The organism is Pseudomonas sp. GW822-FHT02E03 (assembly GCF_058802325.1).
Genome location: NZ_JBXAOA010000028.1, coordinates 1 through 13,739 on the forward strand (window position 1 = coordinate 1; position 13,739 = coordinate 13,739).

The 13,739-nt window shown below is 59.5% G+C and carries 11 protein-coding genes, 3 tRNA genes and 1 riboswitch; of the genes, 13 read left to right on the forward strand and 1 reads right to left on the reverse strand.

The window, feature by feature from the left end; all coding sequences use genetic code 11:
- Positions 1-145 precede the first annotated feature (145 nt).
- The 6 genes from aruF (at position 146) to astE (ending at position 6,585) form a co-directional block, all read left to right on the forward strand.
- Positions 146-1,165: an arginine/ornithine succinyltransferase subunit alpha gene (gene aruF, locus AC1RQB_RS19835; RefSeq protein ID WP_007904685.1), complete on the forward strand. Its 1,020-nt coding sequence runs from the start codon at positions 146-148 to the stop codon at positions 1,163-1,165.
- Between the two features lie 87 nt (positions 1,166-1,252).
- The gene (gene astA, locus AC1RQB_RS19840; RefSeq protein WP_008071838.1) at positions 1,253-2,278 is read left to right on the forward strand and encodes an arginine N-succinyltransferase; all 1,026 of its coding nucleotides are present in this window, start codon (positions 1,253-1,255) and stop codon (positions 2,276-2,278) included.
- Positions 2,275-3,744: a succinylglutamate-semialdehyde dehydrogenase gene (astD, locus tag AC1RQB_RS19845; RefSeq protein ID WP_198537240.1), complete on the forward strand. Its 1,470-nt coding sequence runs from the start codon at positions 2,275-2,277 to the stop codon at positions 3,742-3,744. The genes astA and astD overlap by 4 nt, the downstream gene beginning before the upstream one ends.
- A gap of 161 nt (positions 3,745-3,905) precedes the next feature.
- Complete coding sequence (gene astB / locus AC1RQB_RS19850; RefSeq protein ID WP_063342831.1) at positions 3,906-5,252, forward strand: N-succinylarginine dihydrolase; 1,347 nt, start codon at positions 3,906-3,908, stop codon at positions 5,250-5,252.
- Between the two features lie 19 nt (positions 5,253-5,271).
- Positions 5,272-5,562 (forward strand): hypothetical protein, encoded by a 291-nt coding sequence (locus AC1RQB_RS19855; RefSeq protein WP_007904718.1) that lies wholly within the window; start codon positions 5,272-5,274, stop codon positions 5,560-5,562.
- Positions 5,563-5,574: 12 nt separating this feature from the next.
- The gene (astE, locus tag AC1RQB_RS19860) at positions 5,575-6,585 is read left to right on the forward strand and encodes a succinylglutamate desuccinylase (protein WP_063342832.1); all 1,011 of its coding nucleotides are present in this window, start codon (positions 5,575-5,577) and stop codon (positions 6,583-6,585) included.
- 112 nt (positions 6,586-6,697) lie between these two features.
- Here astE and AC1RQB_RS19865 read toward each other — a convergent pair whose 3' ends face one another.
- Positions 6,698-7,207, reverse strand: coding sequence for a 6,7-dimethyl-8-ribityllumazine synthase (locus AC1RQB_RS19865; protein WP_008071834.1), 510 nt, complete (start codon positions 7,205-7,207; stop codon positions 6,698-6,700).
- Between the two features lie 115 nt (positions 7,208-7,322).
- Positions 7,323-7,492, reverse strand: a riboswitch (FMN riboswitch).
- Positions 7,493-7,780: 288 nt separating this feature from the next.
- Between AC1RQB_RS19865 and ltaE the strand changes: the two genes are divergently transcribed.
- The 7 genes from ltaE to AC1RQB_RS19900 all read left to right on the forward strand — a co-directional run bounded on the left by ltaE (position 7,781) and on the right by AC1RQB_RS19900 (position 13,739).
- Positions 7,781-8,785: a low-specificity L-threonine aldolase gene (gene ltaE, locus AC1RQB_RS19870; protein ID WP_063342833.1), complete on the forward strand. Its 1,005-nt coding sequence runs from the start codon at positions 7,781-7,783 to the stop codon at positions 8,783-8,785.
- A 146-nt stretch (positions 8,786-8,931) separates the two neighbouring features.
- Complete coding sequence (gene alaS / locus AC1RQB_RS19875) at positions 8,932-11,553, forward strand: alanine--tRNA ligase (RefSeq protein ID WP_063342834.1); 2,622 nt, start codon at positions 8,932-8,934, stop codon at positions 11,551-11,553.
- Positions 11,554-11,643: 90 nt separating this feature from the next.
- Entirely contained in the window at positions 11,644-12,885 is a 1,242-nt protein-coding gene (locus AC1RQB_RS19880; protein ID WP_008071826.1) for an aspartate kinase, read from the forward strand.
- Positions 12,886-13,071: 186 nt separating this feature from the next.
- The gene (csrA, locus tag AC1RQB_RS19885; RefSeq protein ID WP_002554426.1) at positions 13,072-13,260 is read left to right on the forward strand and encodes a carbon storage regulator CsrA; all 189 of its coding nucleotides are present in this window, start codon (positions 13,072-13,074) and stop codon (positions 13,258-13,260) included.
- A gap of 62 nt (positions 13,261-13,322) precedes the next feature.
- Positions 13,323-13,413: transfer RNA gene (locus AC1RQB_RS19890), tRNA-Ser, on the forward strand.
- Positions 13,414-13,520: 107 nt separating this feature from the next.
- Positions 13,521-13,597, forward strand: a tRNA-Arg gene (locus tag AC1RQB_RS19895).
- Positions 13,598-13,668: 71 nt separating this feature from the next.
- A tRNA-Arg gene (locus AC1RQB_RS19900) sits at positions 13,669-13,739 on the forward strand.

Consider the following 13,739-nt stretch of genomic DNA (forward strand, 5'->3'; position numbering starts at 1 on the left):
CCCCCCCCCCCCCCCCCCCCCCCCCCCCCCCCCCCCCCCCCCCCCCCCCCCCCCCCCCCCCCCCCGCTCCCACACTGATCTCTGTGTCTGCAATGACTTCCCGGTTATTTTCCTCATAGAGTTTTTCGAGAAAAGGAGTGACACCATGCTGGTGATGCGCCCCGCGCAAATGGCTGATCTGGGCGAGGTACAGCGTCTGGCTGCGGACAGCCCGATTGGTGTCACTTCCTTGCCGGATGACGTTGAACGCCTGAGCGACAAGATCGCCGCAAGCGAAGCTTCGTTCGCCGCTGAAGTCAGCTTCAACGGTGAGGAGAGCTATTTCTTCGTCCTCGAAGACACGGCCACCGGCAAGCTGGTCGGCTGTTCGGCCATCGTTGCCTCGGCCGGTTATTCCGAGCCGTTTTACAGCTTTCGTAACGAAACCTTCGTCCACGCCTCCCGTGAGCTGAAGATTCACAACAAGATCCACGTGCTCTCCCAGTGCCACGACCTGACCGGTAACAGCTTGCTGACCAGTTTCTACGTCAAGCCGGAGTTGGTGGGTTCGCCTTGGGCGGAGCTCAATTCCCGTGGTCGCCTGTTGTTCGTGGCCAGCCATCCGGAGCGCTTTGCCGATTCGGTGGTGACCGAGATCGTCGGTTACAGCGACGAAAATGGTGATTCGCCGTTCTGGGATGCCATCGGTCGCAACTTCTTCGACCTCAACTACGCCGCTGCCGAGCGTCTGTGTGGCCTGAAAAGCCGCACGTTCCTGGCCGAGCTGATGCCGCATTACCCGATCTACGTGCCGTTGCTGCCGGATTCCGCTCAAGAGGCGATGGGCCAGGTACACCCACGGGCGCAGATCACTTTCGACATCCTGATGCGCGAAGGCTTCGAGACCGATCACTACATCGACATTTTCGACGGTGGCCCGACCCTGCATGCCCGCGTCTCGGGGATCCGTTCGATCGCCCAGAGCCGTGTAGTGCCGGTGAAAATCGGCGAGCCAGTCAAAGGCGCCGGTCGTCAGTATCTGGTGGCCAATGCCCAGTTGCAGGATTACCGCGCCGTTTTGCTTGAGCTCGATTACGCGCCGGGCAAACCCGTAACCCTGGATCTTGAAGCGGCCGAAGCCCTAGGCGTCGGTGAAGGTGCCAGCGTGCGCCTGGTGGCGGTTTAACGCCTGCTGCTATGCCTATAAAGAATGAATGCTTAGTAAAGCAGCGAGTTTCACGGGTGGCGTCAGCGGCCCGTTTGAGGAGATAGCATGATTGTTCGTCCCGTACGCAGCAGCGATTTACCCGCTCTGATCGACCTGGCCCGCAGCACCGGTACCGGCCTGACCACCTTGCCGGCCAACGAAGAACGTCTGGCCCATCGGGTCGGCTGGGCCGAGAAGACCTTCCGCGGCGAAGCCGGGCGGGGCGATGCGGACTACCTGTTCGTACTCGAAGACGACAATGGCCGCGTGGTGGGTATTTCCGCCATTGCCGGCGCCGTCGGCCTGCGCGAGCCTTGGTACAACTTCCGGGTCGGCCTGACGGTCAGCGCCTCCCAAGAGCTGAACATCTATCGCGAAATTCCGACGCTGTTCCTGGCCAACGACCTGACCGGCAACTCTGAACTGTGCTCGCTGTTCCTACATGCCGATTATCGCAGTGGCCTCAATGGCCGCATGCTGGCCAAGGCGCGTCTGCTGTTCATCGCCGAGTTCCCTCAACTGTTCGGCAACAAGATCATTGCCGAGATGCGCGGCATGTCCGACGCGGCGGGCCGATCGCCATTCTGGGAAAGCCTGGGCCGTCACTTCTTCAAGATGGAATTCAGCCAGGCCGATTACCTGACGGGTGTGGGCAACAAGGCATTCATCGCCGAACTGATGCCGAAATTCCCGCTGTACACCTGCTTCCTGTCCGAAGATGCGCGCAACGTGATTGGCCAGGTTCATCCAGACACCGAGCCGGCGCTGTCGATGCTCAAGAGTGAAGGTTTCAGCTATCAAGGCTACGTCGACATCTTTGATGCCGGCCCTGCGGTGGAATGCGAAACCACCAAGATCCGCGCGGTGCGCGACAGCCAGGCGCTGGTGCTGGCCATCGGCACCCCGGGTGACGACGCCACGCCGTTCCTGATTCATAACCGCAAGCGCGAAGACTGCCGGATCACTGCCGCGCCAGCACGCTTCGCCGCCGGCACTTTGGTGGTCGATCCGCTGACCGCCAAACGTCTTCAACTCAACGCCGGCGATCAAGTACGCGCCGTTCCGTTGTCCGCTGCTCGGGAGTCGAAATAATGAATTCGCTATACATCGCCGGTGAATGGCTGGCTGGTCAGGGTGAAAGCTTTCAATCGGTAAACCCGGTGACCCAGCAAGTGCTGTGGGCCGGCGAAGGCGCCACGACCGGTCAGGTCGAGTCGGCAGTGCAAGCTGCGCGTCAAGCGTTCCCGGGTTGGGCTCGCCGTACCCTGGAAGAGCGCATCGGCGTGCTGGAAGCCTTTGCCGCTGCGCTGAAGAATCACGCTGACGAGCTGGCTCGCACCATCGGTGAAGAAACCGGTAAACCCCTGTGGGAAGCGGCGACTGAAGTCACCAGCATGGTCAACAAGATTGCCATCTCGGTGCAGAGCTATCGCGAACGTACCGGCGAGAAGAGCGGCCCGCTGGGCGACGCCACGGCGGTATTGCGCCACAAACCGCACGGTGTGGTGGCGGTGTTTGGTCCTTACAACTTCCCCGGTCACTTGCCGAACGGTCACATCGTGCCGGCGCTGCTGGCCGGGAACAGCGTGCTGTTCAAGCCGAGTGAGCTGACCCCGAAAGTGGCCGAGCTGACGGTCAAGTGCTGGATCGAAGCCGGTCTGCCGGCTGGCGTGCTGAACCTGTTGCAAGGCGCTCGCGAAACCGGTATCGCCCTGGCGGCGAACCCGGGCATCGACGGTCTGTTCTTCACCGGTTCCAGCCGTACCGGCAATCACCTGCATAAGCAGTTTTCCGGTCGTCCGGACAAGATCCTCGCGCTGGAAATGGGCGGCAACAACCCGCTGGTAGTGGATCAGGTCGCGGACCTCGATGCCGCCGTTTACACCATCATTCAGTCGGCCTTCATTTCTGCCGGTCAGCGATGCACCTGTGCCCGTCGCTTGCTGGTGCCGCAAGGCGCCTGGGGCGATACGCTGCTGGCGCGTCTGGTGGCGGTCAGCTCGACGATTGAAGTCGGTGCGTTCGATCAGCAACCGGCGCCGTTCATGGGCTCGGTGATTTCCCTCGGCGCTGCAAAAGCGCTGATGGATGCGCAAGAACATCTGCTGGCCAACGGCGCCGTGGCGCTGTTGGAAATGACTCAGCCCCAGGCTCAGGCAGCCTTGCTGACCCCGGGCATTCTGGACGTAACGGCGGTTGCCGATCGCCCGGACGAAGAGCTGTTCGGTCCGCTGCTGCAAGTGATCCGCTACGCTGATTTTGAAGCGGCGATCGCTGAAGCCAACGACACCGACTATGGCCTGGCGGCCGGTCTGCTGTCGGATTCCGAAGCGCGCTATCAGCAGTTCTGGCTGGAAAGCCGGGCCGGTATCGTCAACTGGAACAAGCAGTTGACCGGTGCGGCGAGCAGCGCGCCATTCGGCGGTGTCGGCGCATCGGGCAACCATCGCGCCAGTGCCTACTACGCCGCAGATTACTGCGCGTACCCGGTGGCCTCGCTGGAAACCCCGAGCCTGGTGTTGCCAGCCACCCTCACGCCTGGCGTGAAGATGGTGTGATGCCCATCGCCAGCAGGCTGGCTCCCACAGGTTCGGTGGTGTACACAAATTTTGTGTGCGACCCAATCACTGTGGGAGCCAGCCTGCTGGCGATGGCCGCGCCGCGGTCTTACTGAATAGTTACTGAAGCCATAACAACAGATTCTCGTGGAGCCTCGCTGATGAAATCCTATGAAGTCAATTTTGACGGTCTAGTGGGGCCGACCCATAACTACGGCGGCCTGTCCTACGGCAACGTCGCGTCCCAGAGCAACAGCCAGCAGTCTTCGAACCCGAAAGAAGCCGCGCTGCAAGGCTTGGCGAAGATGAAAGCGCTGATGGAAATGGGCTTTCAACAAGGCGTTTTGGCGCCACAAGAACGTCCGGACGTAGCCGCATTGCGCCGACTGGGTTTCAGCGGTACCGATGCTCAGGTGATCGAGCGCGCCGCCAAAGAGGCCATGCCGCTGCTGGTTGCCAGTTGCTCGGCGTCGAGCATGTGGGTGGCGAACGCCGCCACGGTCAGCCCGAGCGCCGACACCGCGGATGGCCGCGTGCATTTCACCGCCGCCAACCTGAACTGCAAATACCACCGCAGCATCGAACACCCGACCACCAGCCGCGTACTAGGGGCGATGTTCGCCGATCAGAAGCACTTTGCTCACCACGCCGCTTTGCCAGCCGTGGCGCAGTTCGGTGACGAAGGCGCGGCCAACCACACCCGTTTCTGCCGTGACTATGGTGAAGCTGGCGTCGAGTTTTTCGTGTTCGGTCGCAGCGCGTTCGACACCCGTTACCCATCGCCGCAGAAATACCCGGCGCGCCAGACCCTCGAAGCGTCCCAAGCGGTCGCGCGTCTGCACGGCCTGAGTGATGACGGCGTGGTTTATGCCCAGCAGAACCCTTCGGTGATCGATCAGGGAGTGTTCCACAACGACGTGATCGCGGTGGGTAACGGCGAGGTGCTGTTCTATCACGAGGACGCCTTCCTCGACACCGAGCAGATGCTGGCTGAACTGCAAGGCAAACTCGCAAAAGCCGGCGGGAAATTTCAGTCGATCTGCGTACCGCGTTCCGCGGTCACCGTGGAAGACGCCGTTCGTTCCTACCTGTTCAATAGCCAGCTGCTGTCGCGTCCTGACGGCTCCATGCTGTTGATCGTGCCGGAAGAGTGCCGTGGCAACGAACGTGTCTGGCAGTATCTGCAAGGTCTGACCAGCTCTGGCGGCCTGATCCGCGAAGTGAAAGTTTTCGATCTCAAGCAGAGCATGCAGAACGGCGGTGGCCCGGCTTGCCTGCGGTTGCGCGTCGCACTTAACGAAACCGAACTGGCGGCCGTCAACCAAGGGGTTATCATGACGGCACCGTTGTACGGCACATTGACCGAATGGGTCGACAAGCACTACCGCGACCGCATGACCGAAAACGATCTGGCGGACCCGCAATTGCTGCTTGAGTGCCGGACGGCACTGGATGAACTGACGCAAATCCTTAAACTGGGCGCGGTTTATCCATTCCAGATCAATTGAACGTCGAGAGCGTAAACACATGAGCGATACCCTGCAGCTGATCCTTGAAGACACCGACGGCACGCAACTGGAGACTTCCTGCACCCGCGTCGCGGTCATGTGGCAAGGCAAAGAGCTGTGGATCCAGCAGGACGGCCGCGGCCAGTTGCTGATCGGCGTAGACGTTGAAGAAGGTGACGCTGAATATGCCAACCTGCTGCTGCGCCCATTGGCGACTAATCTGGTAAGTCTGCAACTGGAGATGGAACCGGCCGACGTCGGTGATGATGAGGACCACGTGCACGGCCCGGATTGCAATCACGACCACTAAGGAAACCGCTCTATGCTCGCCCTCGGCAAACTGCTTGAACTGACCCTCGCCGGCCGCGAACCGGCGGAGAAGACTCAACTGACTGTCGAAGGCGTGCGGATGCGCTGGTTGAGCGAAGGTGCGCTGGAAGTCCGGCCACCTGAAGCCCGCGACAATGGCCTGGACCTGCTGCTATCGGCCGGCATCCATGGCAACGAAACAGCGCCGATCGAGCTGCTTGATCGCCTGTTGCATGACATCGCCCGCGGTGACTTGAAGCCGCGCGCACGCATTCTGTTCCTGTTCGGCAACCCCGAGGCCATCCGTCGCGGTGAGCGCTTCATCGAGCAGGACGTCAATCGGCTGTTCAACGGCCGCCACGAACAAACCAGCGGCTCCGAGGCCTTGCGCGCTTGTGAGCTGGAGCGGCTGGCGGCGACTTTCTTCAGCCTGCCGGACCGCAATCGCCTGCACTACGACCTGCACACGGCGATCCGTGGCTCGAAAATCGAGCAGTTCGCCCTGTACCCCTGGAAAGAAGGTCGTCAGCATTCACGCCTGGAACTGGCTCGCCTGCGCGCCGCCGGCATGGAAGCGGTGCTGTTGCAGAATAAACCCTCCATCGTCTTCAGCTCCTATACCTACGACAAGCTCGATGCCGAGTCCTTTACCCTGGAACTGGGCAAGGCCCGGCCGTTCGGGCAGAACGATGGGGTCAACGTCAGCCTTCTTGAAACCCGCCTGAAGCAGATCATCGAAGGCACCGAGCCGCCAATGACCGACGACGGACTGGATGGCTTGCAATTGTTCAGCGTCGCGCGGGAAGTCATCAAGCACAGCGATAGCTTCCGCCTGAACCTGCCGACGGATATCGAGAATTTTTCAGAGTTGAAAGTGGGTTATGTGCTGGCCGAGGATATCGCCAATACCCGCTGGGTCATCGAAGAGAAGGGCGCTCGGATCATCTTCCCGAACCCCAAGGTCAAGAACGGCCTGCGCGCCGGCATCCTGATCGTGCCGACCACCGACGAAAACCTCGCGTAGGCACAACACATGATCGTTCCCACGCTCCGCGTGGGGACGCTCCGCGTCCCAATAGCGGACGCAGAGCGTCCATTGAGGCATTCCCACGCAGAGCGTGGGAACGATCATTCGACTAGACGGCTACTGCGCGAGGCTCGCTGCGACGCAACGCACGCATCTTGTGCAGCGTATCCGCACAAGTCTTTGCCGCTTCCTGACCTTTATGCACGAAATGCTCGAAGAAGAACTTCTGATGTTCTTCGCCGGCATGGAAGTGATGCGGGGTCAAAACCACCGAGAACACCGGCACTTCGGTTTCCAGCTGCACCTGCATCAGGCCACTGATTACTGACTGGGCGACGAATTCGTGGCGATAGATGCCGCCGTCGACCACCAGGCCCGCCGCGACGATGCCGGCATAACGGCCGGACTTGGCCAGCAACTTGGCGTGCAGCGGAATTTCAAAGGCGCCGCCGACTTCGAAGAAATCGATGTCCGACTCCTGATAACCCTGAGCAATCATTTCGGCGACGAAGCCTTTACGGCTCTGATCGACGATTTCCTTGTGCCAGCAGGCCTGGATGAACGCGACGCGCTCGCCCTGATGGTTTTTGCTTTTGCTATCGATTGCGGTGGGTTGCATGTTCTGACTCCTGTTTGTGTGAAAAACAGGGCGTTATGAATCGAATGGGATTTAAGGGTACGCAGGCACAAATGCCTGCGGACGGCGCTTTGGTATAGGGCCTAGGCGGCGTCAATCCCGTTCTCTCTTCATCCGGACTATGACCGTCGGCCCCGGGATCACACCGGGTCTGCTGACCTTGCCGCCATCACAGCCATTACCGTGCTGCCGCCAAGCGCTCGCGGGCTATGCGCATTGCGCGCAATTACCGCCGGTGGGGAGTTGCACCCCGCCCTGAGAACGTTTTTGCCGCCAGACTTTGGCGGCGAAGCGTTTTTAACACATATTTCCGGCGCGCGCATAGCCAATGCCTGTCACGAAACCTGTGGGAGCGGGCTGGCCCGCGATAGCGTTGTGTCAGTCACCTTAGTTATCGACTGACAGTTCGCTATCGCGGGCAAGCCCGCTCCCACAGGGATGTGCTTTCTCGAGGAGTAACGTGCCTTTTCCTCGTTCAAGGCTTGATTATTCGGCGACTTGACCGCAGTAATTCCAATCCAAAAGGGATTTTCCCTGCTTACCGAGGCCAGAGTCATGAGCGTTATCGATCTTCGCAGCGACACCGTCACCCAACCAACCGCAGGGATGCTCGACGCGATGGCCAATGCAGCCACCGGTGACGACGTTTATGGCGAAGATCCGACGGTCAACCGTCTGGAAGCCGAACTGGCAAGACGACTGGGTTTTGCCCAGGCACTGTTTGTCCCGACGGGCACCATGAGCAACTTGCTCGGTCTGATGGCCCACTGCGATCGCGGTGACGAATACATTGTCGGACAACAGGCTCACACCTATAAGTACGAAGGTGGCGGCGCGGCAGTGCTCGGTTCGATCCAGCCGCAGCCGCTGGAAGTGCAGGCCGATGGTTCGCTGGACCTGGCGCAGGTCGCCGCCGCGATCAAGCCGGATGACTTCCACTTCGCCCGCACCCGTTTGCTGGCGCTGGAAAACACCATGCAGGGCAAGGTTTTGCCGCTGGAATATCTGGCCCGGGCACGCCGTTTCACTCGGGAAAACGGCCTGGCGCTGCATCTGGATGGCGCGCGGCTCTACAATGCGGCGGTCAAGCTGGGTGTCGATGCCCGAGAGATCACTCAGCATTTCGATTCGGTCTCGGTCTGCCTGTCCAAAGGCCTGGGTGCGCCGATCGGTTCGGTGCTGTGCGGCTCGGTCGAGTTGATCGCCAAGGCGCGACGTCTGCGCAAGATGGTTGGCGGCGGCATGCGCCAGGCCGGGATTCTCGCCGCGGCGGGGCTGTATGCGCTGGATAACCATGTTCAGCGCCTGGCCGATGACCATGCCAACGCACAAAAGCTGGCCGAAGGCCTGCGAGCAGCGGGCTATGAGGTCGAGCCGGTGCAGACCAACATGGTTTACGTGCAGATGGGCGACAAGGCCGAAGCGATCAAGGCTTTTGCCGCGACACGCGGGATCAAGCTCAGCGCTGCCGGTCGTCTGCGAATGGTCACGCACATGGACGTCAGTCGTGCGCAAATCGAGCAAGTCGTCGCCACATTTACCGACTTTTCTCACAACTGACCGTGTTAGCCGTCCAATTGACTGTTTGTATCGTACAAACACACTGTACCTAGTCACTAACGCCGATATAATGCGGCCCTTTGCCGTCGCTTCGTCTGTTGACGTTTCGCACAGGCCTTTGGCCGCAGCCTCCGTGGAAGAACCTAATGAAAAGCGCAGAAATCCGTGAAGCCTTCCTTCGCTTCTTCGAAGAGCAAGGCCACACCCGTGTAGCCTCCAGCTCTTTGATTCCGGGCAACGACCCAACCCTGCTGTTCACTAACGCGGGGATGAACCAGTTCAAGGACTGCTTTCTGGGCCAGGAAAAGCGCGCGTACACCCGCGCTGTAAGCAGCCAGAAATGCGTGCGCGCCGGCGGCAAGCACAACGACCTGGAAAACGTCGGTTACACCGCCCGTCACCACACCTTCTTCGAAATGCTGGGTAACTTCAGCTTCGGTGATTATTTCAAGCGTGACGCCATCACCTACGCCTGGAACTTCCTGACCTCCGAAAAGTGGCTGAACCTGCCCAAAGAAAAGCTCTGGGTCACCGTCTACGCCAGCGATGACGAGGCGTACGACATCTGGACCAAAGACATCGGCGTGCCGGCCGAGCGCATGGTTCGCATAGGCGACAACAAGGGCGCGCCGTACGCGTCCGACAACTTCTGGACCATGGGCGATACCGGCCCATGCGGTCCTTGCACCGAGATTTTCTACGATCACGGCGCCGACATCTGGGGTGGCCCACCGGGCTCGCCGGAAGAAGACGGCGACCGTTACATCGAAATCTGGAACAACGTGTTCATGCAGTTCAACCGCACCGCCGATGGCGTGTTGCACCCGTTGCCAGCGCCGTCGGTGGACACCGGCATGGGCCTGGAGCGGATCAGTGCCGTGCTGCAGCACGTTCACTCGAACTATGAAATCGACCTGTTCCAGAGCCTGCTGATTGCATCGGCCAAGGCCATCGGTTGCACCAACGATGCTCAGGCTTCGCTGAAAGTCGTGGCTGACCACATCCGTTCCTGCGGCTTCCTGATTGCCGACGGCGTGCTGCCGTCCAACGAAGGTCGCGGTTATGTGCTGCGCCGGATCATTCGTCGCGCTTGCCGTCACGGCAACAAACTGGGCGCCAAGGGCAGCTTCTTCTACCAGATCGTTGCGGCGTTGGTCGCCGAGATGGGCGAAGCGTTCCCTGAGCTGAAATCCCAACAGGCGCACATCGAGCGCGTCCTGAAAGCCGAAGAAGAGCAATTCGCCAAGACCCTGGAACAGGGCCTGAAGATCCTCGAGCAGGATCTGGCCGAACTCAAAGGCGACGTGGTGCCGGGCGATGTAGTGTTCAAGCTTTACGACACTTACGGCTTCCCGATGGACCTGACCGGCGACATCGCTCGCGAACGCAGCCTGACCATCGACGAAGAAGGCTTCGAGCGCGAAATGGAAGCCCAGCGAGTCCGTGCCCGTTCCGCCAGCTCCTTTGGCATGGACTACAACAGCCTGGTCAAGGTTGATGTGGCCACCGAGTTCACCGGTTACACCGCTCACAGCGGTTCCGCCAAAATCGTTGCTCTCTATAAAGACGGGCAATCGGTTGACGTGCTGAGCGAAGGCGAAGAGGGCGTGGTCGTTCTCAATCAGACCCCGTTCTATGCCGAATCCGGTGGTCAGATTGGTGATTGCGGTTTCCTGCAGGCTGGCGCTGCGCGTTTCGACGTGCGCGACACCACCAAAACCGGCGGCGCGTTCCTGCACCACGGTGTACTGGATTCGGGCAGCCTGATCGTTGGCGCTCCGGTCGAGACTCATGTCGATGCCGACGTGCGTCACGCGACGTCGCTGAACCACTCCGCCACTCACTTGCTGCACGCTGCATTGCGTCAGGTATTGGGCGAGCACGTTCAGCAGAAGGGCTCGTTGGTCGACAGTCAGCGTCTACGCTTTGACTTCAGCCACTTCGAGGCGATCAAGCCTGAACAGTTGAAGGCGCTGGAAGACATCGTCAACGCCGAAATTCGCAAGAACTCCGAGGTTGAAACCGAAGAAACCGACATCGAAACCGCCAAGCAAAAAGGCGCCATGGCGCTGTTCGGCGAGAAGTACGGCGACAGCGTACGCGTGCTGAGCATGGGCGATTTCTCTGTCGAGTTGTGCGGCGGTATTCACGCCACCCGTACCGGCGACATCGGCCTGCTGAAAATCATCAGCGAAGGCGGTGTGGCCTCCGGTGTGCGTCGTATCGAGGCAGTGACCGGCGCAGCAGCGCTGGCCTACTTGAACGCGGCTGAAGAACAACTCAAGGAAGCGGCCAACCTGGTCAAGGGCAGCCGCGATAACCTGATCGACAAGCTGTCGGCTGTGCTGGAGCGCAACCGTCTGCTGGAGAAGCAACTCGAGCAGTTGCAGGCCAAGGCGGCCAGCGCGGCGGGCGACGATCTGTCGGCTTCTGCCCTGGACGTCAAAGGTGTGAAAGTGCTGGCCGTGCGTCTGGACGGTCAGGACGGCAAAGCGCTGCTGGCGCTGGTCGATCAATTGAAAAACAAACTCGGCCGCGCAGTGATCCTGCTCGGCAGTGTCCATGAGGAAAAGGTCGTTCTGGTTGCAGGCGTGACCAAAGACCTGACTGGCCAACTCAAAGCCGGTGATTTGATGAAACAGGCTGCTGCGGCAGTGGGCGGGAAGGGCGGTGGTCGTCCAGACATGGCGCAGGGCGGTGGTATTGACGCTGGCGCACTGGATGCCGCATTGGCCCTGACCGTTCCATTTGTAGAGCAGGGTTTATAAGGCAATGTGTCTGGCTCGCGGTCTAGTGGCGGGCCAGAACGTTGTTTGAGTGATTATTGGGCGCCCTTCATGGGCAGAGGCGGCTTTGAAATGGCTTTGATCGTACAGAAATTTGGAGGCACCTCAGTCGGCACTGTCGAGAGAATCGAGCAGGTCGCCGACAAGGTTAAGAAATTCCGCGAGGCGGGCGATGACCTGGTGGTTGTGCTGTCTGCAATGAGCGGCGAAACCAACCGTCTGATCGATCTGGCCAAGCAAATCAGTGGCGACGGTCAGCCGGTTCCTCGTGAGCTGGATGTGATCGTATCCACCGGTGAGCAGGTGACGATTGCACTGTTGGCCATGGCGCTGATCAAGCGTGGCGTGCCAGCGGTGTCGTACACCGGCAATCAGGTACGGATTCTGACGGATAGCGCGCACAATAAAGCGCGTATCTTGCAGATTGATGACCAGAAGATTCGCGGTGACCTGAAGGCCGGTCGTGTGGTGGTTGTCGCCGGTTTCCAGGGCGTCGACGAGCATGGCAATATCACCACCCTCGGTCGTGGTGGTTCCGACACCACCGGCGTGGCGCTGGCGGCAGCCCTGAAGGCTGACGAATGCCAGATCTACACCGACGTCGACGGCGTCTACACCACCGATCCGCGGGTGGTGTCCGTGGCTCAGCGCCTGGACAAGATCACTTTCGAAGAGATGCTGGAAATGGCCAGCCTCGGTTCCAAGGTGTTGCAGATCCGTGCGGTGGAATTCGCCGGCAAGTACAACGTTCCGCTGCGCGTACTGCACAGCTTCAAGGAGGGTCCGGGCACCCTCATTACTATTGATGAAGAGGAAACCATGGAACAGCCGATCATTTCCGGCATCGCTTTCAACCGCGATGAAGCCAAGCTGACCATCCGTGGCGTGCCAGACACCCCGGGCGTGGCGTTCAAGATTCTCGGCCCGATCAGTGCCGCGAACATCGAAGTCGACATGATCGTGCAGAACGTTGCGCACGATAACACCACTGACTTCACCTTCACCGTGCACCGCAACGACTACCAGGCGGCGCAAACCGTGCTGGAAAACACCGCTCGTGAGATCGGTGCCCGTGAAGTCGTTGGCGACACCAAGATCGCCAAGGTCTCGATCGTCGGCGTCGGCATGCGCTCCCACGCAGGTGTGGCCAGCCGTATGTTCGAATCCCTGGCGAAAGAGAGCATCAACATCCAGATGATCTCGACCTCGGAAATCAAGGTGTCCGTGGTGATCGAAGAGAAGTACCTGGAACTGGCTGTGCGTGCTCTGCACACGGCTTTCGAACTGGATGCGCCGGCCCGACAGGGCGAGTAATGCGTTTCCCCAAGGGCGCGGTCTGACCGCGCCCTTCGTTTTTTTGAATGGCGCGTACCAAAACTGTTCTTTTGCTCGCGCTAGTCAATACTCAGGCATGTAGGGCTGCGATCGTTCTGGTTGTAGGTCGAATGCCTTTTTTTTGCAGACTGTTGTCCCTGAAATGAAATGCGTGAGGAGAAAGGTATGCTGATTCTGACTCGTCGGTGCGCAGAAAGCCTGATTATTGGTGATGGCGAAATCACTGTGACCGTGCTCGGCGTAAAAGGAAATCAAGTGCGTATCGGTGTCAACGCCCCGAAAGAGGTTGCTGTGCACCGTGAAGAAATTTACCTGCGTATAAAGAAAGAGAAGGACGAAGAACCAAGCCATTAATTTTTATCGTTTTTTATGTTTGCAAACGGGGAAAAGGTTGGTTAAGATACGCCCCGTGTTGCGGAGAGCTGGCCGAGTGGCCGAAGGCGCTCCCCTGCTAAGGGAGTACACCTCAAAAGGGTGTCGGGGGTTCGAATCCCCCGTTCTCCGCCATTATTTGCGTAGTACGTTGTAATCTGGCTTCTTCGGTAAGTTGTTGAAATTACTAGAAAAAGTGCTTTACAAAAAGATTCAACGGCCTATAATGCGCGGCAACAAATGCACTCGTAGCTCAGCTGGATAGAGTACTCGGCTACGAACCGAGCGGTCACAGGTTCGAATCCTGTCGAGTGCACCATTTAAGAGTTGTTTGCAGTAATGTGAATAACTTGGCTTCAACCAGTTGTGATCTGGTATAAAAACACAAATGCACTCGTAGCTCAGCTGGATAGAGTACTCGGCTACGAACCGAGCGGTCACAGGTTCGAATCCTGTCGAGT

Bases quoted from the DNA above. Each gene is read 5' to 3' on its own strand.
- aruF (WP_007904685.1), top strand. From the start codon at position 146: ATGCTGGTGATGCGCCCCGCGCAAATGGCTGATCTGGGCGAGGTACAG.
- astA (WP_008071838.1), top strand. From the start codon at position 1,253: ATGATTGTTCGTCCCGTACGCAGCAGCGATTTACCCGCTCTGATCGAC.
- astB (WP_063342831.1), top strand. From the start codon at position 3,906: ATGAAATCCTATGAAGTCAATTTTGACGGTCTAGTGGGGCCGACCCAT.
- AC1RQB_RS19855 (WP_007904718.1), top strand. From the start codon at position 5,272: ATGAGCGATACCCTGCAGCTGATCCTTGAAGACACCGACGGCACGCAA.
- astE (WP_063342832.1), top strand. From the start codon at position 5,575: ATGCTCGCCCTCGGCAAACTGCTTGAACTGACCCTCGCCGGCCGCGAA.
- AC1RQB_RS19865 (WP_008071834.1), bottom strand. From the start codon at position 7,207: ATGCAACCCACCGCAATCGATAGCAAAAGCAAAAACCATCAGGGCGAG.
- ltaE (WP_063342833.1), top strand. From the start codon at position 7,781: ATGAGCGTTATCGATCTTCGCAGCGACACCGTCACCCAACCAACCGCA.
- alaS (WP_063342834.1), top strand. From the start codon at position 8,932: ATGAAAAGCGCAGAAATCCGTGAAGCCTTCCTTCGCTTCTTCGAAGAG.
- AC1RQB_RS19880 (WP_008071826.1), top strand. From the start codon at position 11,644: ATGGCTTTGATCGTACAGAAATTTGGAGGCACCTCAGTCGGCACTGTC.
- csrA (WP_002554426.1), top strand. From the start codon at position 13,072: ATGCTGATTCTGACTCGTCGGTGCGCAGAAAGCCTGATTATTGGTGAT.